This is a genomic window from Colwellia sp. MT41, from assembly GCF_001444365.1.
Lineage (GTDB): Bacteria > Pseudomonadota > Gammaproteobacteria > Enterobacterales > Alteromonadaceae > Colwellia > Colwellia marinimaniae.
Genome location: NZ_CP013145.1, coordinates 2,530,509 through 2,549,563, shown reverse-complemented (window position 1 = coordinate 2,549,563; position 19,055 = coordinate 2,530,509). Strand labels below are relative to the sequence as shown.

Here is a 19,055-nt window from a genome sequence, read left to right as displayed (position 1 = left end):
ATTGTTAATTTACCGTTTAATTTACTGTTTAAGTATACGTAATGAATTACTAATCACTAGAATCGAGCTGGCCGACATGCCAATTACTGCCATATAAGGTGTTATATAACCGGCCACAGCTAAGGGTAATACCATAGCATTATAACCAAAGGCCCATAAGTAATTTTGGAAGATTATTCGACGCGTTCGGCGAGACACTTCTATCAAGGTATTGATACTGCTTAGTTTGTTATTAAGCAATATCACATCTGCGCCACTTTTAGTAATATCTGCACCACAGCCCATGGCAATAGATATATGAGCCGCGCCAAATACCGGTGAATCGTTAACACCATCCCCAATCATAGCGACGTTAAAACCTTGCTCTTGGGCATATTTAATTTGCTGCATTTTATCTTGGGCACTTAAGCCGCCCAAGACTGTATTAAGGGGGAGTATTTTCGCTAAATTGTCACATGCTACTTGGCCATCACCCGATAACAATAAAGTTTTGTTGTCTTTGTTTAAGCTAGATATGGTGGCAAAGGCTTCATCACGAACTTTATCAATTAAGTAAAAAGCGGCAATAATCTTTTTATTAGCCATTAACAGGCAGCGGGTACCATTAAATGATGGTGTATGACTATGATCCAGCACAGCGTTTTTCTCTAACCAGGAGCGTTTACCAATGGCATAGTCAATGTTATCAATAATACCGCTAACACCTTGACCAGAATGAACTTTTACCTGCTTCGCCGTTAGACTGTAATCTCTATGTTCGGCAAAAGGCTTGGCAATAGGGTGCTCAGAGTGCGCTTCTAATGCTGCGGCAATGGCGAGTACTTGCGCTTGGCTGTAGTTTGAGCCAGTAATACTTGCATCGTTATCAATTAACTCAACCAGGTGAATGGTAAATTCACCTGTGGTCAAGGTACCGGTTTTATCAAAAGCAAAACAATTTATTTTTGGCATGGTCTCCATAACATGACCACCTTTAATCATAATGCCAGCGCGATTTAACCGCGTAGTGGCACACGTTAATCCGGTAGGTGTTGCTAAAGAAAGTGCGCAAGGGCAGGTAGCCACTAAAACGGAAAGGGTAATCCAAAAGGCTTCTTCTGGCAGGTGTTGCTGCCAATAAATCGCCGTAGCAATGGAGGTTAATAGAATAAGGGCAATAAAGTACTGAGCTATTTTATCCGATAACTGGGCTATTTTGGGTTTGTGCGCTTGTGATTGCTCACTTAAACGAATCAGTTGGCTCAAAAATGATTGGCTAGTCGCTTGTTGCACTTGTACGGTAATATTGCCGTCACCGTTGAGTGTACCAGCGAAAACACGGTCATTTATTGTTTTACTAATAGGTAATTGCTCGCCCGAGAGCATGGCCTCATTTAATTGGCTAACGCCTGAGGTAATAACACCATCAGCTGGGACTACTTCACCGGGTTTTATAATAACGATATCGCCTTTAAGCAACTGTTTTGCTGCTACTAATACTTCTTTGTGGTGAGTCTCTTTGCTTGGCGTATCTAGGTCGACGTTATCGCTCACCGCGATGACTTTGGTTGCCGTCATCGGCATTAATTTTAATAAGTTAGCCGAGACTTGCGCGGCGTGCGCACGCGCTCTAAATTCTAAGAATTTACCAATAAGCAGAAGAAAAGTGAACATGGCAACAGACTCAAAGTACACTTCACCTTGCTGGGTAATCGTTGCCCAAGCACTGGCGGTAAAGGCTAAAATAATGGCAATAGAGACGGGTACATCCATGGATAAACGCTTTGTTTTCAGGGCTTTTATTGCCCCGATATAGAAGGGCCAGGCACCATAAAAAATAATAGGCGTAGCCAATATAAAGCTGACCCAGCGTAAATAGACTTTATTGTGTTCAGTCATATCTGTAAAGGCACCAAAATAAAGACCAAAGGCTATCATCATGATCTGCATCATTAAAATACCGCTAATACCCAAGCGTCTAATAAAATCTTTACTTTGTTTTTTATTGCTTAATTCCGCATCATTGGCTTTAAAAGGCAGTGCTTGGTAGCCAACATTGTCGATAGCTAATAAAATAGTACTTAATTTTATCGCACTATCACGCCATTTTACCGTGGCTCTTTGGGTCGTCGCATTCACGTTAATACTAAGTAAACCGGTTAATTTACCCAGCTTCATCTCGATAAGCCAAGCACAGGCGGCGCAACTCATGCCATCAATGCTTAGTATCGCCTCTTTACTTTCTTTATCTTGACTATCACCTTGAAAAACAAACTCACTTTGCAATACCGCTTCATCAAGTAACTTATGTTTTTGCAATTGTTCAGGCACTAAAGCTTGGCTTTTATGCGCCGGTTCAGTTCTTACGGCATAATATTGCGTTAAGCCATTATCAACAATGGTTTGAGCTACCGCTTGGCATCCCACACAACACATTATTTTTGCTGTGTTATTGATGGTAACAAACAGCTTAATACCCGAGGGAATTTCTTCATTGCAGTGAAAACATTGGCTAGTCATGGCTTACTTTCTTAAGGGCTGGGAATAAAATAGTGAGCGATAAGGCGCTCACTATAATAATTTAATGTTGCTATGTTTATACCCGTTACCAATCAAAGTGCAGGATTTCAGTGGGAATTAAAAGGACTTTAGGCAAGGAAAATAATGTAAGCATAGTCACTCTATGGTTTTATTATTTAACGCGGTATAAAGTCTTTTTAAACCCATCGAAGAAGCGTTTGAGCAACATCACTTCATCGTTGCTGTGATTTTATAATGGAACAACCATTATTTCATCACAGCGCCTTGAATTGACATTGCTCAAGCACTCTGAAACATGCATCTTGAATGGTATCGGGTATAGAGGCGTTTAACGTATTGAGCTTTTACTGAGCTTTAATTGGATTTGGAATTAAATCGATAAAATCACTTTGTGGTAAGCTAATGGTATCTTGAATTTTCCAATGACCTTCAAAGGGACTAATAGTGAGTTTCCACTTGCCAGTAACCGCTTGCTCAAAGTGGTGTCTGAAATAACCATTACCATCTTGTGTTAGCGCCAGATAAAAATCTCTGTCTTCAAGGGTAGGGTGAAAAAAAGTCACATTGAGTAAAGGAAAAGATTTTTCAATACCCGTTGGTTTAATTATTAACTCATTATCCTTTAACTGCAGCGCAAAACGCATACCCAATTTTTGCGCCATTTTTACTTTGCCAACTTCTAAGTTGATGGCTTTGCCTTTTTTATAATAATCACCAATGACTAAGGTATCGGGATTTGTATTGGCAATGAAATAGGTAGTAATACCTGCTACAACAGCAGTACAAGGAAGAAAAAAAATGAACCAAGCCCAAGGCTCGCGGTACCAAGAGGTTTTCATAAAATAGCTTATTTTAACAGTAGAATATGGGGGGTGATTATACCTTTTTTATCAACTTGCAGCTAGTTTTCTCCTCGGTTAAAGGCATAAAAAAACCCTTGGTTACAATGTGTAACCAAGGGCGTTTTAGTAGGCGTGGTTTCAACCGCGCAGCACTATAGGCTAATCTTGAGAAAGACTATAAACATAGGCACTCACTAGGTGAACTTTTTCTTCACCAAGAATGTCTTTCCATGCTGGCATAACACCTGCACGACCATTACGGATAGACTCTTCAATTACCCGTTTGGAGCCACCGTATAACCAGATGTTATCGGTTAAATTTGGTGCTCCTAATGCTATGTTACCTTTGCCTTCAGTGCCATGACAACCAGCACATAAAGCAAATTTACCTTGACCCGCTTTCGCTAATTCAGGATCAACAGAGCGGCCACTTAAACTAATAACGTAAGCTGCAACTTCTTTAACACCTTGCTCGCCGCCTAATGCGCCTAGCCAAGCCATCATGCCAGATGATTTACGACCATTCATAATGCTTTCTTTAATGGTTGCAGGACTGCCGCCGTATAACCAGTCTTTATCCGCTAGGTTAGGGAAGCCTGTCGTACCATGAGCATCAGAGCCGTGACATTGCGAACAGTTTTGAATAAATATGCGTTGGCCTACTTTTAATGCTTGTTCATCAGTGGCTAAATCTTCAATGCTACGCGCAGCGTAAGCAGCAAAAATTGGACCATACTTAGCATCTGCTTGAGCCATTTCACGGTCATATTGCACCAAGAACGCAGAGCCTTCAGCTAAGCTTGCGACAGTTTTGGCTTTTGATTCAGCTAGGCTTAGTATGCCCTGGTTCGAGCTTTTCCAACCTAAAAGTCCACCCCAGCCGCCTAAGCCATAAAGTGACAGGTAACCAAAGGCCCAAACAATGGTACATAAGAAAAACGTGCTCCACCATTTTGGTAGTGGATTATTTAATTCTTCTATGCCATCAAAGGAGTGCCCCATAGACTCACCTTCTTTAACACCAGTATGGTCATTTAAGCACCAGCGTAGTAGTAAAAAGCAACCTACTAGTGAGCCTAGGGTAAGCACCCAAATCCATATGTTCCAGAAGCTAGACATTATTAGTCTCCTGGTTGTTATTTGTATCAAGATGGCTTTGTTTTATTTTTTTGCTTAGTTCATCTTCTTCAAAAATAGAATTAGCAATATCTTCAAATGCAGCACTGCGTTTTTTTGAATAACTCCACAGCACAATAATTATAAACAAGGCAAATATAAGGAGGGCAACAAGCCCTCTAAGTGTTCCGTAATCCATTATTACTCCCGCTACTTTAATGCATGGCCAAGTGATTGCAAGTAAGCAATCAAGGCTTCCATTTCTGTTTTACCTTTAACCGCATCTTTAGCGCCATCAATTTCTGCTTGAGTATAAAGCGGAATTGCTTTGCCATTTTCGTCTTTATGACTACGGTTTTTTGTTAACCAATTAAAGGTAGCTAGTTTCTTACCCGTTAATTCACCATCAAGGATATTCTCAGCTAACCATTTAAACGAGGGCATATTAGACTCAGGTACAACCGAACGAGGGTCTAATAAATGTGCTCGATGCCAATCGTCACTGTAACGGCCACCAACACGTGCTAGATCAGGGCCAGTACGTTTTGAACCCCATAAGAATGGATGTTCCCAAACGTGTTCACCCGCAACACTATAGTGACCGTAACGCTCTGTTTCTGCTCTAAATGGACGAATCATTTGGCTATGACATACGTGACAACCATCACGAATATAAATGTCACGTCCTTCCATTTGCAAGGCAGTATAAGGTTTTAAGTTATCAACCGGTTGTGCTAGCTCTTTTTGAAAAAATAAGGGGGTTATTTCGACTAAACCACCAATACTGATAGCCATTACTGTAAATAGAAAGAACAAGCCAACATTCTTTTCAACTTTTTCATGTATGTTTTTCATCTTTGTTCTCCTTATGTTTCTTCAACAGGCTGCAGACTTCCGTCTTTCGCATAAATGGTTTTCAACATGTTGTAGCCCATTAAGATAAAGCCAGACACGACTAACACACCACCAATGAAACGAATAAAATAGAAGGGGTATGATGCGGTTAAACTTTCGACAAAACTGTACGTTAAGGTGCCGTCGGTATTAACTGCTCTCCACATTAACCCTTGCATGACACCTGAGATCCACATAGCGACAATGTAAAGAATAACACCCGAGGTGTGTAACCAAAAATGTACGTTAATCATACGAATGCTGTACATACGTCCTTGATTAAATAATATCGGTATTAAATGGTACATGGCACCAATTGAAATCATAGCAACCCAACCTAGAGCACCAGAATGAACGTGGCCAATAGTCCAGTCAGTATAATGAGATAAAGCATTGACTGATTTAATTGCCATCATAGGTCCTTCGAAGGTAGACATACCATAGAAAGATAAAGAAACAATTAAGAAACGTAAAATAGGGTCAGTACGAAGTTTATGCCAAGCACCCGATAACGTCATAATACCGTTAATCATGCCGCCCCATGAAGGCAGAAATAATACGATAGACATGGTCATACCAACGGTTTGTACCCAGTCAGGTAATGCTGTGTAATGTAAGTGATGCGGGCCAGCCCAAATATAAAGCGAGATTAACGCCCAAAAATGCACAATGGATAAGCGATAAGAATAGACTGGACGCTCTGCTTGTTTTGGGACGAAGTAATACATCATACCTAAGAAACCGGCAGTCAATAAGAAACCAACGGCATTATGTCCATACCACCACTGCATCATGGCATCAATGGCACCAGAATAAATGGAGTAGGATTTCATTGCTGAAATAGGTATCGCCATACTGTTACCAATATGCAATACCATAATAACAAGAATAAAGGCACCAAAGAACCAGTTAGCTACGTAAATATGTGAAACTTTACGTTTGACCAGTGTGCCAAAAAACACAATAGCATAACTAATCCACACCACGGCAAGAAGAATATCAATTGGCCATTCCATCTCAGCGTATTCTTTTGAAGAGGTATAACCTAAAGGTAAGGTTATAACTGCGGCTACAATGACTGCTTGCCAGCCCCAGAAGGTAAACGCCACTAACTTACCACCAAACAGTCGTGTTTGGCAGGTACGCTGGACAACGTAATAAGATGTGGCAAATAAAGCACTTGTACCAAATGCAAAAATTACAACATTAGTATGAAGTGGACGAAGACGGGAGTAGGTTAACCAAGGTGTATCAAAGTTTAACGCAGGCCAAATTAATTGTGCCGCGATAAGTACACCTACAAGTGTACCAAAGATTCCCCAGATTACAGTCATTACAGTAAACTGACGTACAACATCGAAGTTGTAGTCTACTGCTGACGTATTACTTGTGGTCATGTTAAGAATTCCGCAGTGTTATTATTAATCAGAAAGTATTTCTTGCTGTAATACCTAAACGTAAAAGTCTTAGATATAGGACACAATTTATACTAATTCTATGTGTTTGCTCATTGAGCCGTGAGATATGTCGCATCGCTGTAAGCAAATGTGTCGAAATCCCGGTAATTTTAACCTTTGGCGAGGCTATAAATCAACAACTATGCGCGTTTAAATTTGATGTAGATCAACAAATGATAATTACCCTTTAATTTTGGCTGGATATTAACTGAACAATAAAAATACAATAGTAAGCTCAATGAGTTAAAAAAAATTCAATGTGGCTGACTTTTTATCAATTCACCAACATTGCCACGCACCGGAATAACCTTATTTATAGACGTTTCTCAATAAATTAACAGTGCGGGTAAGCGATTAATAGTTAGCAAGGTGACTATTAATCGCTTTAGTGCGTTGCTTTGATGAATGATGTTCCGCATTAAGCTCAACCCGCTAAGACTAATAGTGGCTAGTTTACTGACGTTAGTAGATAATAGCTTTTTTTCACAGAAGGTAGGCTATAACGTGTTCAAACAACTCCCCCTGATCGGTTTTTTATACCTCATTAGTGCTTGTAAACCAGTAAGTGAACAGGGTTTGGCTGATAGTCTGCATACCTTAGCGCCATTATGCATTACTAGTCAGAGTCAATGCCAAATCAAGACAGAGTTGGCTGATTTTACCATTAAATTTTCGCAACCGCAGTTAGCCGATAAGATTAAAACTGAATTACCTTTTGTTATTGAATTGGCTGAGTTAACTGAACTCGCTGGATTAGCTCAGCCCCAACAAGTTACTAAGCAAAACATAACTCACATTTCAGCTTATTTAGAGGGTAAGGAAATGTTTATGGGCAAGGTGCCAGTTTTTTTTGAACAAACCGATAACACCGGGGTATTTATAGCGCAAAGCTTACTGGCCAGTTGTGGTGATGAACATATGGCTTGGCGTTTATGGCTTACGGTAGAGTTAAAGGGGCAGGAGCAAACATTTTTTGTCGACTTTATCAGTCAGCGCCAATAAGGAAAAAGCGAGCCGAGTTGCTCGCTTTTTCGTCAAAGGGGGATAAGTTATTCCGCTACGCGTTATATGTTATTAGTAACATCAACCGATAGTTTTAAGCGTTGACCTGGCTGAAGATATTTTTTTCTATCAAGGTTGTTCCACCGTTCAATATCACTGATACGCACATTAAACTTATCCGCTATACGAGCAAAAGAGTCACCCCGACGTACCTTATAAGTAATATTACGTATGATGGCATTTTCTACTATGTTACCCATTTTACTATTGGCATAGCTCGATGTCTTGGTGTTACTGGCATCCTTCTGCCAAATCACTAATGTTTGACCTAGCTTTAAGGTATCTCTTGGGGCAAAGCCATTCCAAGTAGCAATACTTTTGCTATTGACTTTATATTTACGGCCTATGTCCCACAGGTTATCGCCAGATTTTACCGTATGGACGATTTTACGACCTTTTTGTGGTCTGTTTTGTTTTTTTGCAATGCGTTGTGCTTGTGAGAACACATAGCTGTCGAGTGACTTCGCGGCTACCGGAATAAGCAAATACTTACCGGCACGAATTTGATTACCGTTAATATTATTAACTTGTTGTATTAAATCAACACGAGTAGTAAATTTATTGGCAATACCACCTAAAGTATCACCGTTTTTAATTTTATAACGTTGCCAAGCTAGACGGTCATTTTTACTAAGTTTACTTAAGCCCAGTTTAAATTTTTCTACCGTATGCGAGGGTAATAACAACCTATGTGGTCCGTCAGGATCCGTAGCCCAACGATTGAAACCTGGATTTAAACGTTGTAATTCTGCTAATGATAAACCTGCCAAAGAGGCCGCTTTGGCTAAATCAAGTTGTGATTTAATATCAACTTGTGTCAAAACACTTTTATTGTCTATGGAGTAAAGTGATAAATTGAAATCTTTAGGGCGTTTTATAATATCAGCTAAGGCCAATAACTTGGGCACATAAGCGCGAGTTTCTTTTGGTAAGTCGAGCGACCAAAAGTCGGTAGGTTTACCTAAACGTTTATTTTTTCTAACGGCATTCCTGACTCGACCTTCACCTGAGTTATAAGCGGCCAGTGCTAACATCCAGTCGCCATCGAAAAATTTATGCAAATATTTAAGGTATTTAATGGCACCCTCGGTCGAGGCGACAATGTCTCGCCTGCCGTCATACCACCAGTTTTGTTTCATGCCAAAGCGTTCACCCGTGCCAGGGACAAATTGCCACATACCTGAAGCCCTGCCGTGAGAATAGGCAAAAGGGTCAAAGGCACTTTCAACCACGGGTAATAAAGCAAATTCAATGGGCATATCATTTTTTTCTAATTCTTCAACAATATAATAAAGAAAGGGCTCGGCGCGTTTAGCGACACGTTTCAGGTAACTTGGGTGGTTAACATACCAATTACGCTGCGCTATAAGGCGTTTCTCTTCAGGAATATCAAAGCTTAGCTGGTTGCGAATGCGTGACCAAAGGTTATGCTGTTCAACACTGTCTTTGTCTGTTAAAACGATGTCTACATCAGCAATGGGGTGGATAACATCAATATTTTCGTCGGCTAACAGTGCTTGATTGATTTCTACGGAATTTGCCGCTTCAAGATGGGTGTTAACAACGGAGTCATTATTGGCATTAACATCACTTGGGGAAAGGCTTTGACAGCCAGTTAAAAGAACAATTGCAGGTAATAATAAATACTTCATGGATAACCAGTAACATCAGCGGGAAATAAAAATGATTTAGCAGACTAGCATAATTCACCTAACTAGTCTTGGGCGGTAAATTACTTCTGCTATAAGCTAAGCCGCTAGAAATTATCTTTCCACGCTCTAATAGCGGCAAAAACTTCACTGTCGCTACTTTGACTTTGATTAGTATAAGCTTGTGCCGCTAATTTTATGCTAGCTTTATGACAGCGTAAAAAAGGATTGATTTGGCGTTCTAACGCTATATTACTGGGTAGAGTTGCTTGGCTTTGCTGACGTTTTAAATTTACCTGCTCTGCATAGGTATGCAGGTCGCTGTTACTGGGTTCAACAGCTAAGGCAAAGGCTAAGTTTGCTTGAGTATATTCATGGGCACAGTAAATTAGGGTATTTCCGGGTAAATTTGCTAATTTAGTCAGTGAGCTATGCATTTGCTCCGCTGTGCCTTCAAATAATCGTCCACAGCCACCTGAAAACAAGGTATCTCCACAAAATAGCATGTCATTATTGTAATAAGCAATATGGCCGCTAGTATGGCCGGGAAGGTCGAGTATGTGTAACTGACAATTGAGCTCGGTTAAGGTGACGATATCGTTTTCTTTAAGGGTGACATCGAGCTGAGCAATATTTTCATTAGCAGGGCCATAAACAGTCACCGGCCATGCCTTAGTTTTGGCATAAGCGAGTAATTTTTCGATACCACCGACATGATCGCGATGATGATGGGTGATCAAAATGGCTGATAAAACCAACTTGTTTTTTTGTAAATACTCAATACATACCAGAGCGTCACCGGGATCAACTAGGGCAATTTTATCATTATTTTTACTCGCTAGCGCCCAAATATAATTATCGTTAAAGGCCTTTATTGCGCTAACAATATGATGAGTATTAGACATATGAGATTTTACCTTTAGTTCGTTATATACTTAGTGCTTTACCGTGTTAACTTGTCGATAACGCTTTTACATTGGCGCTATTTTCGGCATCACCACAATTTTTCTTATTATACGCCTAAAGAAGACTCTATGAAACCAGCGTTAGCTTTTCGACAACCGTATTATCCAAGCTCGTGGCAGGCTTTACCTAATGGTGAGGTAATTAAAAAAGCCATTGAGCAAGAGCTTGCTCCTTGGTGGCAAAAATTCTTCGGTTATCATTTGGTTAAACTGGGTGCCTTAAGTAGTGAAATAGAGATAAGCAATTGCACCATAAACCATCAAGTCAGTATCAGCGGTAAAAGTAGTTTAGCTAATGTGCTCGGAGATATTGATGATTTACCCTTGCAAGAGCATAGTGTCGATGTTTGTTTGTTGAGTCATGCCTTAGAGTTTTCTCTTGATCCACATCATGTCATACGTGAAGCTAATAGAGTGTTGATCCCTAATGGCTATTTAGTGTTAACGGGCTTTAATCCGTTAAGTCTGGTCGGTTTAAACCGCTTATTACCCTACCGGCGCAGTAAAACACCATGGAATGAACATTTTTTCTCACCGATGCGAGTCAAAGATTGGCTGCACTTGATGGGCTTTGAAATTTTAGCCGACCAACGCTGTTTACACTCTGGCTTAACAGGAAAATTGAGCACTGACACCTTAAATAGCAGTTGGCATAATTTTGCTAAAAGCTATTTACCTGCCTTGGGCTCTGTTTATGTGATTGTAGCGAAAAAACGTGTGCTACCGCTAACACCCATTAAACCTAAATGGCAAATACGGCCTGAGTTTAATCCAGTAAAAGTGACTACTATGAATACACATAGAGAGTCAGTCGAACATAACAAAAAAAACCCTAAGAGTAGATAGCTATTTATCTTTTGAAATGAACGATTAGCTATTCATTATTGCCCATACTTAAAAAGTACCTGATTTATGCAAAGTAAAGATTTAGAAGATTATTTAACTGCTTTATTAAAGCCAGAGCAAATAAAAGACTTCACCCCTAATGGTTTACAAATTCAAGGGTGTAAAGACATCAATAAAGTGATCACTGGGGTTACCGCCTCTAAAGCCCTTATTGAACGTGCAATCAGTGAACAAGCCGATGCCATTCTGGTACACCATGGCTATTTTTGGAAAAATGAGTCCTATGTTATTCGGGGTATGAAGCATGACCGTATTAAGTCGTTATTGGTCAATGACATCAATTTATTTGCTTACCACCTACCGCTAGATATTCATCCTACCTTGGGTAACAATGCCCAACTTGCTAAGTTATTTAACATTGAAAATGTCGCGCCACTTGAGCTGGGCAACCCATTAAGTGTGGCTATGCAGGGCAGCTTTAAACAAGAGTGGCGTGGCGAAGACTTTGCTACGCTAATAAATACTACCCTTGAGCGCGAATGTTTGCATATAGCCCCACCGAGTAATAAGCCGATAAAAACCATTGCTTGGTGTTCTGGCGGCGGGCAAGGTTATATTGAACTTGCTGCTGAGCAAGGCATTGATGCCTTTTTAACGGGAGAGGTTTCTGAACAAACCACGCATATAGCTCATGAAATGGATATTCACTGCTTTGCGGCCGGTCACCATGCCACCGAGCGTTACGGCATAAAGGCGTTAGGTGAGCATTTGGCCAAGGAGCATGGGCTTGAGGTGCTATTTGTTGATATTGATAATCCCGTTTAAGGTTTGCTGGACTCAACTCAACTCAATAGCAGCAACTATCTAACGGGGAAGTGTCTGAGCAAACCAGCCGTACTAGCCATATTATTGCTCATTAGATGATATACACTGCTTTGCGGCCGGTCACCATGCCACTGAGCGCTACGGTATAAAGGCGTTAGGTGACATTTGGCCAAGGAGCATGGTCTTGAAGTGCTATTTGTTGATATTGATAATCCCGTTTAAGGTTTAAGGTTTAAGGTTTAAGCTGGGCTCAACTTAGCTTAACTCAACTCAATAGCAGCAACTATCTAACGGGAAAGGGTCTGAGCAAACCAACCGTACTAGCCATATTATTGCTCATTAGATGGATATTCACTGCTTTGCGGCCGGTCACCATGCCACTGAGCGTTACGGCATAAAGGCGTTAGGTGAGCATTTGGCCAAGGAGCATGGTCTTGAAGTGCTATTTGTTGATATTGATAATCCCGTTTAGTAGCTAACAACAGGCTAGTTGCCGTTTTATAATGTAGTTTCTTAATTAAAAAGCGACTTAAACCATTGCACTAATAATCCTAAACTTTCATACCAGGCAATAGTGCTCTGCTGTAATTTTTTACTGTCTGGTACATAATATGCCCAGCTTTTGCTACTGTCTGGATTTTTAACCCAGTAACCTGTGGGTGCCGCAATAGGGTAAATACCTTGTGCCTGAAAGTAATTCATTGCTCTAGGCATATGGTCGGCATTAGTCACCAGTATTATTTTTGTACCTTGCACCCTAGGCGCAATCAGCTCTGCTTCTTCTTCAGTATCCTTGGGGAAGTTCTCCGTAATAATTTTTTGTGCCGGCACACCTAAAAGTATCAATGATTGCTTGACGGTTTCAGCATTTGATACCGGGTTATGGCCACCATAGCCAGAAGTGATTATTCTTGCTTCAGGGTGCAATTGATATAGTCGCAAGGCTTCAACCATGCGCTGTAATGAACAAGTACCTAGTTGGCTGGTAACCGGTAAATTGCTATTGTTAGTATGGCGACAACCTAGCACGACAATATAATCGATACTGTCATTGCTGCTAACATAAGCAGGGTAATCATTTTCAATCGCGGTCATAACTGTATCAGAAAAGGGTGGAAAAGCGCTGATCAGTAAAATAAAAATGGCCGCCGATAAGCTTTTTATGCTTTTTTTGGGGTTTCTCCCATGAAGAAAGAGGGCAAAAATAAGTAATAACAGCACTATATTAATAGGCATGATTAAGACAGTGATGATCTTTTTAAGGAGAAATAAATCCATGATTTTGTTAACTTACCGACAACATTGATATAAAACTACTATATCAAGTATTGTGCTAAAGTTCTTGTTGAAAAAATGTCCATTGGCAAAAAAACTGTTGCAATAATAGCCAAAATAGGGTCTAATATGGCGTATTGCGGTTTAGGGTTAATACTCTATATTTCAACACACCAGAAGAGGTGCGAAACTGAGGTAGAAAACGTGAGGAACCACACTTCCTATGACCGTTTTCGAGGGACGTTATCGCCGAGAGTATTTGATGGTGGGCTTAAATACTCGGTCACTAAGGTTGAATCCTTAGGGCTGTCACCTGACGTATTTGTTAAATATAACCTAGTTTATTAGGCATTATTAGCATTAAGTAAAAGGGTGGAGAGCTTCTGGCTGAAAAAGTTTCGTCTCATTTTCCGTTTATGAGCTGGGTCTGCTAACAAGGCAGAATACCCCATGCGCTAACTACTCAGTCACGCTCTTCCAATCGCTAGTTTACTCAATTATTCATTCAGTAAAGAGTTCCGCAAAAGCTCGGTAACTAGCTAGTGTTTTTAGGGGAGAAATTTGTGAATCTAGTACAATCTATATCATCATTAACCGTAGCCAAGTTTGGCGGCACCAGTGTTGCCGATTTCCAAGCCATGCTGCGTTGCGCAAATATTATTAAAAATGATACCAATAATCGCTTAGTGGTTGTTTCCGCCAGTGCTGGCGTAACCAACTATTTGGTGCGCTTAAGTCAGGAAAATGTTGCTGTTGATGAGCAAAAAGACATTGTGGAAAATATTCGTACCATTCAAGTTAATATTACCCAGCACCTAGCCAAGGACGTTGCCAGTGAGCTTAATCAAGAAATAAATAGCTTGCTTGATGAATTAACCCAGCAGGCTTTAACACAATCACTACAATTTAGCCGTAAAACTACCGATGCGATCCTTGCCTTTGGTGAGCAATTAAGCTCACGTGTTTTTACCCAAGTTCTCCAGTCGATTAACGTAGCGGCTGAGTATTTTAATGTTCAACAAGTGATGAAAACCAATAGTTTATATGGTAAAGCTGTGGTTGATATCAAGCTGCTGGCAACACAAAGTGCACAATTATTAGTACCTAAACTTCATGATAAAGTTATTGTGACCCAAGGATTTATTGGTCAAGATAGTCAAGGCCATACCACTACGCTAGGGCGAGGCGGTTCAGATTATTCAGCCGCATTACTGGCTGAAGCGATAAATGCCGATAATTTGTCTATTTGGACCGATGTAGAGGGTATTTTTACTACCGACCCACGTATTACCGATCAAGCTAGAGCGATTAAAGAAATTAGTTTTGGTGAAGCGGCCGAAATGGCAACCTTTGGCGCTAAAATATTACATCCAGCGACCCTTATTCCGGCCATGCGTTGTAATATCCCTGTTTTTGTCGGCTCAAGTAAAGAGCCGGAAAAGGGTGGTACGCAAATTAAGCAAAAAGTCGATTCCAACCCTACCTATCGTTCAATCGCTTTGCGACGTGAGCAAACCTTAGTGACGGTAAAAAGTCCTGCTATGTTACATGCCAGTGGTTTTTTAGCGAAAGTATTTACTGTGTTAGCAAAACATGACCTGAGTGTTGATTTAATCACTACCAGTGAGATCAGTGTTGCCTTAACCTTTGATAACCCAAGTGGCTCAACACAATCATTAATTACCAATGCAGTTGTTACTGAATTAGAACAGCTTTGTGAAGTGAGTGTCGAGCATGGCTTATCACTTGTTGCGGTTATTGGTAATGGTTTAACGTCTGCGAAAGGTATAGGACAAAGCATTTTTCAAACGATAAATGATATCAATATTCGTTTGATTTGCCATGGCGCTAGTGCCAATAATATATGCTTTTTAGTTGCTGAAGCTGATGCCAATTCTGTGGTTGAGAAATTGCATAATAGCTTGTTTTCCTAAACTATAAATTAATAACACCTTATTTAGCCCAAAGCTTATGTTAACAGCCTTGGGCTATACATAGCGCAACCCGCCTAATTACTTAAAGGTTCAGCGTTTAATTAGCTATATTCTCAATAAGCTGATCAAGTGTCAGGTTTAATGCTTGCAGTTTTTCGGCAGACAAGCCAGTCACAGCAAACATTTTAGCGGGAATATGTTCGGCGCTTTGTTGCAAGTCAATGCCTGCTTGAGTGAGCTTGATAAGCACTATTCGTTCATCTTTTGTCTGACGTTCTCGCTTGATAAGCGCTTGCTTTTCCATACGTTTCAATAACGGCGAAAGGGTGCCTGAATCTAAATCAAGCTGACCGCCTAAGTCTTTAACCGAAATCCCCTGTCGATATTGCCATAACACCATCATGACTAAATATTGCGGATAGGTTAACGCTAACTCTTTTAATAGCGGAGCATAAAGGCGGCACATTAATTTATTCAAACTATACAGGCGAAAACATAATTGCTTTTCTAGCTGTAAATTATTACTCATTGCTTATTCTCAATTAGTTTTCAGCGGCACTGACAATAACTTTTCAATATCAGCGGTTATTGCTTCAGGTTTAGTTGTTGGTGCATAACGTTGTACAACTTCACCTTGGCGATTAACTAAAAATTTAGTGAAGTTCCATTTAATTGATGTAGAGCCGAGGATGCCAGGCGCTTGTTGTTTTAAATAGTTAAATAGTGGGTGAGCGTTATTACCGTTGACCTCTATTTTATTAAATAAAGGAAATTTAATGTTGAAGTGTAAATCACAAAACTGCTGAATTTCTTCATTACTACCACTTTCTTGGTGCTTAAATTGGTTACAAGGAAAGGCCAAAACTTCAAAACCCTTTGTTTGAAAAGTATCATGCAGTGTTTGTAAACCCTGATATTGTGGGGTGAAACCACATTTGCTGGCAGTATTAACGATAAGTAATACTTTATCGCTAAACTGAGTTAAATCAGTCGTTTCTTGTTTATTGTTCTCAACTGAAAATTGATAAATATTACTCATATCCGTTATCTCCTAAAGATAAAATAGCAAGCTAGTTTGACTAAGCAAGCGGTCGCTATTATAGCGGCAATTTAAATTTTACACTATTTGATTGCGTGCAACCTAATTGGCATTGTAGATGAAAAACTGCTGGTTTGCAAAGATGCTAGAGCAAAATAGTAAACTATCGTAAACTGACGCTATTGAATGAATTAACGAATTAATCAGTTAAAGGTTGGCATATGAAAGTAGCGTTTATTGGTCTAGGTGTCATGGGCTATCCCATGGCGGGACATTTGCAACAAGCGGGTCATCAAGTTTGTGTTTATAACCGGAATCACGATAAAGCCCTGGCTTGGCAGCAAGAGTTTGATGGTGATATTGCGACAACACCGGCATTGGCTGTGAATGATTGTGAAATTGCCTTTTGTTGCGTCGGCAATGATGATGATGTTCGTCAAGTTGCTTTAGGTGTAGATGGCATTTTTACTGGTCTAGCTAAAGAGAGTATATTTGTCGATCATACTACGGCTTCGGCGGAGCTAGCGCGTGAATTAGCGGCTATTGCCAAAGAACAAGATAAGTTCTTTCTCGATGCGCCAGTTTCTGGTGGTCAAGCGGGGGCGGAAAATGGCATTCTTACGGTAATGGTTGGTGGCGATGAAAAGGTATTTGATAAAGCTGAGCCGGTAATGGCGGCTTTTGCTCGTTTCAGTCAATTGATGGGAGCCGTTGGCTCAGGTCAATTAGCCAAAATGGTCAATCAAATTTGTTTTGTTAATACCGTACAGGGTTTGGCCGAAGGCTTAAATTTTGCACAAAAAGCAGGCTTGGATACCGATAAATTACTGGCAACTATTGGTCAAGGCGCTGCTGGCTCTTGGCAAATGGATAATCGTGGTAAAACAATGTGCGCGCGTGAATTTGATTTCGGCTTTGCTGTTGACTGGGTCAGAAAAGACCTAGCCATTGCTTTTGCCGAAGCTGAAAAACTAGGTGCTGACTTAACGGTGACTAAGCAACTGGATGGCTACTACCAAGAAATTCAAGACAGTGGCGGTAACCGCTGGGATAGCTCGAGTTTAATTTCTCGCTTTAAACGCTAAAGCCTCAGCTTATTTAAAAGGCGCTTAATTGCGCCTGTTAATATTAATATTAATATTATTTTTATCCTTGTACATATTCATATAATGCTTTGAGTACCGACATCTTAGCTTTATCTTTTTCATGCTCGTGCGCTAAATTTTCAATCTTCATCATAAATTCATCCAGTGACAAAATACCTTTACCACCGTATTGCATTTTATTTTGGCAGTAATCCTGCCATTTTTGTTGCTCACTTGTAGATAAAGTGAGTGGGAAGTTTCTCGCTCGATAACGAAATAACAACACGCCTAAACGCTCATCTTGAAATTCAAACGGATGGTTAGCTAATTGCTCTGGCGTTAAACCGCGCAAAATATCCATTTGCGCTTTATCGCTATGGCTAAAGAACTTACCGCCATATAATGCTTGCTCGGCATCTACGTCAGTATTATCAAAATCAGAGCTGGCAAAAACATCACTGAGCTTATCTCTCAGTTCAGCATGCTTTTTTAATAACGCTAAATTTTCTAAACAAAAATCCCTTGGTATGGCCAAACGCTCGGCATTTTCAGGTAATAGGGTTTTTGCAGGTGCGATCATCGGACATTTATTTACATGAATAAGTTTAACCGGAATAGGCTTTTCGTCCGGCGCTAACTCATCATGACGGGTATATAAACGCGCTTTTATTTCTTCACTGCTAAGTGTTAATAAAGGTGTAATATCTTGGGCCAAATCGACACAAATAACCGCATTTTTATTAACGGGATGATAAATTATCGGTGCAAACCAACTGGTACAACCGTGTGCCGAGGATATTTTACTTGAGGTATGGACAATGGGGGTCATGTCTGCGGTATTGATCAAATCTTTAACGTGATTTTTATTTTTTAAGTTAAAAATAAACTCATAGAGTTTCGGCTGTTTTTCTTTGATCAACTTTGCCATAGCAATAGTGGCGTAAACATCACTCATGGCGTCATGGGCAGACTCATGACTAATACCATTGGCTTTGGTTAATAACTCTAAGCGAAAACTAACAACTTCTTCGCCGTCGCGATCAACGGTTGGCCAGTTAATACCTTCAGGGCGTAGGGCATAAGTGGCCCGCACCATATCGATAATATCCCAGCGGCTATTGCCATTTTGCCATTCACGCGCATAAGGGTCGTAAAAGTTACGGTAAAATAAATAGCGAGTAACTTCATCATCAAAGCGAATATTGTTATAGCCAGCGACACAAGTATTAGGCGCTGAAAATAATTCATGTATGCGCGCAGCAAATTCTGCTTCGGTTAGCCCTTCACGTTGTGCTTTTTGCGGCGTTATACCGGTAATTAAACAAGCTTCCGGGTGTGGCAGGTAATCAACCGGCGGTTGACAATAAAACATTTCTGGCTTGCCAATAATGTTTAACTCGAGATCGGTACGAATGCCGGCAAATTGAGAAGGCTTATCAAACTTTGGCGATATACCCCAGGTTTCATAATCGTGCCAAAGAATTGAGGGCTGTTCGGTGTTGTTCATTAATGTGAGCTCTTATTTTTTAGTTCTTTAAATCAAGGT

General features: G+C 40.3%; 17 protein-coding genes, 1 pseudogene and 1 riboswitch. Of the genes and pseudogenes, 6 read left to right on the top strand and 12 right to left on the bottom strand.

The window, feature by feature from the left end:
- Positions 1–21: 21 nt before the first annotated feature.
- The 6 genes from CMT41_RS10875 to ccoN form a co-directional block, all read right to left on the bottom strand.
- Entirely contained in the window at positions 22–2,499 is a 2,478-nt protein-coding gene (locus CMT41_RS10875; RefSeq protein ID WP_058027269.1) for a heavy metal translocating P-type ATPase, read from the bottom strand.
- Positions 2,500–2,864: 365 nt separating this feature from the next.
- Positions 2,865–3,359, bottom strand: a complete 495-nt coding sequence (locus tag CMT41_RS10870) for a FixH family protein (protein ID WP_057181308.1) — start codon at positions 3,357–3,359, stop codon at positions 2,865–2,867.
- Positions 3,360–3,521: 162 nt separating this feature from the next.
- Positions 3,522–4,481, bottom strand: a complete 960-nt coding sequence (gene ccoP / locus CMT41_RS10865; RefSeq protein ID WP_058027268.1) for a cytochrome-c oxidase, cbb3-type subunit III — start codon at positions 4,479–4,481, stop codon at positions 3,522–3,524.
- Positions 4,474–4,677: a CcoQ/FixQ family Cbb3-type cytochrome c oxidase assembly chaperone gene (locus tag CMT41_RS10860; protein WP_058027267.1), complete on the bottom strand. Its 204-nt coding sequence runs from the start codon at positions 4,675–4,677 to the stop codon at positions 4,474–4,476. Before CMT41_RS10860 ends, ccoP begins: the two co-directional genes overlap by 8 nt.
- A gap of 11 nt (positions 4,678–4,688) precedes the next feature.
- Complete coding sequence (gene ccoO / locus CMT41_RS10855) at positions 4,689–5,333, bottom strand: cytochrome-c oxidase, cbb3-type subunit II (RefSeq protein WP_057181305.1); 645 nt, start codon at positions 5,331–5,333, stop codon at positions 4,689–4,691.
- Positions 5,334–5,344: 11 nt separating this feature from the next.
- A complete protein-coding gene (gene ccoN, locus CMT41_RS10850) occupies positions 5,345–6,769 on the bottom strand; it encodes a cytochrome-c oxidase, cbb3-type subunit I (protein ID WP_057181304.1) in 1,425 nt (474 codons plus the stop codon).
- A gap of 564 nt (positions 6,770–7,333) precedes the next feature.
- Between ccoN and CMT41_RS10845 the strand changes: the two genes are divergently transcribed.
- Positions 7,334–7,831, top strand: coding sequence for a hypothetical protein (locus CMT41_RS10845; protein WP_057181360.1), 498 nt, complete (start codon positions 7,334–7,336; stop codon positions 7,829–7,831).
- A gap of 62 nt (positions 7,832–7,893) precedes the next feature.
- On the opposite strand, the gene CMT41_RS10840 is transcribed toward CMT41_RS10845, so the two are convergent.
- Together CMT41_RS10840 and gloB are read right to left on the bottom strand one after the other, a co-directional pair.
- Complete coding sequence (locus CMT41_RS10840; protein ID WP_058027266.1) at positions 7,894–9,543, bottom strand: LysM peptidoglycan-binding domain-containing protein; 1,650 nt, start codon at positions 9,541–9,543, stop codon at positions 7,894–7,896.
- 104 nt (positions 9,544–9,647) lie between these two features.
- On the bottom strand, positions 9,648–10,445 hold the full coding sequence (gene gloB / locus CMT41_RS10835; protein ID WP_058027265.1) for a hydroxyacylglutathione hydrolase: 798 nt from the start codon (positions 10,443–10,445) through the stop codon (positions 9,648–9,650).
- Between the two features lie 129 nt (positions 10,446–10,574).
- Between gloB and CMT41_RS10830 the strand changes: the two genes are divergently transcribed.
- The 3 genes and pseudogenes from CMT41_RS10830 to CMT41_RS18705 form a co-directional block, all read left to right on the top strand.
- Entirely contained in the window at positions 10,575–11,351 is a 777-nt protein-coding gene (locus tag CMT41_RS10830; protein WP_058027264.1) for a class I SAM-dependent methyltransferase, read from the top strand.
- 66 nt (positions 11,352–11,417) lie between these two features.
- Complete coding sequence (locus CMT41_RS10825; protein WP_057181300.1) at positions 11,418–12,176, top strand: Nif3-like dinuclear metal center hexameric protein; 759 nt, start codon at positions 11,418–11,420, stop codon at positions 12,174–12,176.
- A 346-nt stretch (positions 12,177–12,522) separates the two neighbouring features.
- Positions 12,523–12,648, top strand: a pseudogene (locus CMT41_RS18705) (Nif3-like dinuclear metal center hexameric protein); the annotation flags it as partial.
- A gap of 41 nt (positions 12,649–12,689) precedes the next feature.
- Here CMT41_RS18705 and CMT41_RS10820 read toward each other — a convergent pair.
- Complete coding sequence (locus tag CMT41_RS10820; protein WP_058027263.1) at positions 12,690–13,454, bottom strand: ElyC/SanA/YdcF family protein; 765 nt, start codon at positions 13,452–13,454, stop codon at positions 12,690–12,692.
- A gap of 166 nt (positions 13,455–13,620) precedes the next feature.
- Positions 13,621–13,842, top strand: a riboswitch (Lysine riboswitch).
- Positions 13,843–14,014: 172 nt separating this feature from the next.
- Between CMT41_RS10820 and lysC the strand changes: the two genes are divergently transcribed.
- Positions 14,015–15,385, top strand: coding sequence for a lysine-sensitive aspartokinase 3 (gene lysC, locus CMT41_RS10815; RefSeq protein ID WP_197410278.1), 1,371 nt, complete (start codon positions 14,015–14,017; stop codon positions 15,383–15,385).
- A gap of 97 nt (positions 15,386–15,482) precedes the next feature.
- On the opposite strand, the gene CMT41_RS10810 is transcribed toward lysC, so the two are convergent.
- Positions 15,483–15,914, bottom strand: coding sequence for a MarR family winged helix-turn-helix transcriptional regulator (locus tag CMT41_RS10810; RefSeq protein WP_057181298.1), 432 nt, complete (start codon positions 15,912–15,914; stop codon positions 15,483–15,485).
- 9 nt (positions 15,915–15,923) lie between these two features.
- Complete coding sequence (locus CMT41_RS10805; protein ID WP_057181297.1) at positions 15,924–16,424, bottom strand: glutathione peroxidase; 501 nt, start codon at positions 16,422–16,424, stop codon at positions 15,924–15,926.
- Positions 16,425–16,645: 221 nt separating this feature from the next.
- On the opposite strand from CMT41_RS10805, the gene CMT41_RS10800 reads away from it, so the two are divergent.
- Entirely contained in the window at positions 16,646–17,509 is an 864-nt protein-coding gene (locus CMT41_RS10800) for an NAD(P)-dependent oxidoreductase (protein WP_058027262.1), read from the top strand.
- A gap of 61 nt (positions 17,510–17,570) precedes the next feature.
- Here CMT41_RS10800 and sbcB read toward each other — a convergent pair whose 3' ends face one another.
- Positions 17,571–19,016, bottom strand: coding sequence for an exodeoxyribonuclease I (sbcB, locus tag CMT41_RS10795; RefSeq protein WP_058027261.1), 1,446 nt, complete (start codon positions 19,014–19,016; stop codon positions 17,571–17,573).
- Positions 19,017–19,055: the final 39 nt, after the last annotated feature.

Excerpts from the sequence above, each read along its gene's own strand:
- CMT41_RS10875 (WP_058027269.1), bottom strand. The coding sequence starts at position 2,499 with ATGACTAGCCAATGTTTTCACTGCAATGAAGAAATTCCCTCGGGTATT.
- CMT41_RS10870 (WP_057181308.1), bottom strand. The coding sequence starts at position 3,359 with ATGAAAACCTCTTGGTACCGCGAGCCTTGGGCTTGGTTCATTTTTTTT.
- ccoP (WP_058027268.1), bottom strand. The coding sequence starts at position 4,481 with ATGTCTAGCTTCTGGAACATATGGATTTGGGTGCTTACCCTAGGCTCA.
- CMT41_RS10860 (WP_058027267.1), bottom strand. The coding sequence starts at position 4,677 with ATGGATTACGGAACACTTAGAGGGCTTGTTGCCCTCCTTATATTTGCC.
- ccoO (WP_057181305.1), bottom strand. The coding sequence starts at position 5,333 with ATGAAAAACATACATGAAAAAGTTGAAAAGAATGTTGGCTTGTTCTTT.
- ccoN (WP_057181304.1), bottom strand. The coding sequence starts at position 6,769 with ATGACCACAAGTAATACGTCAGCAGTAGACTACAACTTCGATGTTGTA.
- CMT41_RS10840 (WP_058027266.1), bottom strand. The coding sequence starts at position 9,543 with ATGAAGTATTTATTATTACCTGCAATTGTTCTTTTAACTGGCTGTCAA.
- gloB (WP_058027265.1), bottom strand. The coding sequence starts at position 10,445 with ATGTCTAATACTCATCATATTGTTAGCGCAATAAAGGCCTTTAACGAT.
- CMT41_RS10830 (WP_058027264.1), top strand. The coding sequence starts at position 10,575 with ATGAAACCAGCGTTAGCTTTTCGACAACCGTATTATCCAAGCTCGTGG.
- CMT41_RS10825 (WP_057181300.1), top strand. The coding sequence starts at position 11,418 with ATGCAAAGTAAAGATTTAGAAGATTATTTAACTGCTTTATTAAAGCCA.
- CMT41_RS10820 (WP_058027263.1), bottom strand. The coding sequence starts at position 13,454 with ATGGATTTATTTCTCCTTAAAAAGATCATCACTGTCTTAATCATGCCT.
- CMT41_RS10810 (WP_057181298.1), bottom strand. The coding sequence starts at position 15,914 with ATGAGTAATAATTTACAGCTAGAAAAGCAATTATGTTTTCGCCTGTAT.
- CMT41_RS10805 (WP_057181297.1), bottom strand. The coding sequence starts at position 16,424 with ATGAGTAATATTTATCAATTTTCAGTTGAGAACAATAAACAAGAAACG.
- CMT41_RS10800 (WP_058027262.1), top strand. The coding sequence starts at position 16,646 with ATGAAAGTAGCGTTTATTGGTCTAGGTGTCATGGGCTATCCCATGGCG.
- sbcB (WP_058027261.1), bottom strand. The coding sequence starts at position 19,016 with ATGAACAACACCGAACAGCCCTCAATTCTTTGGCACGATTATGAAACC.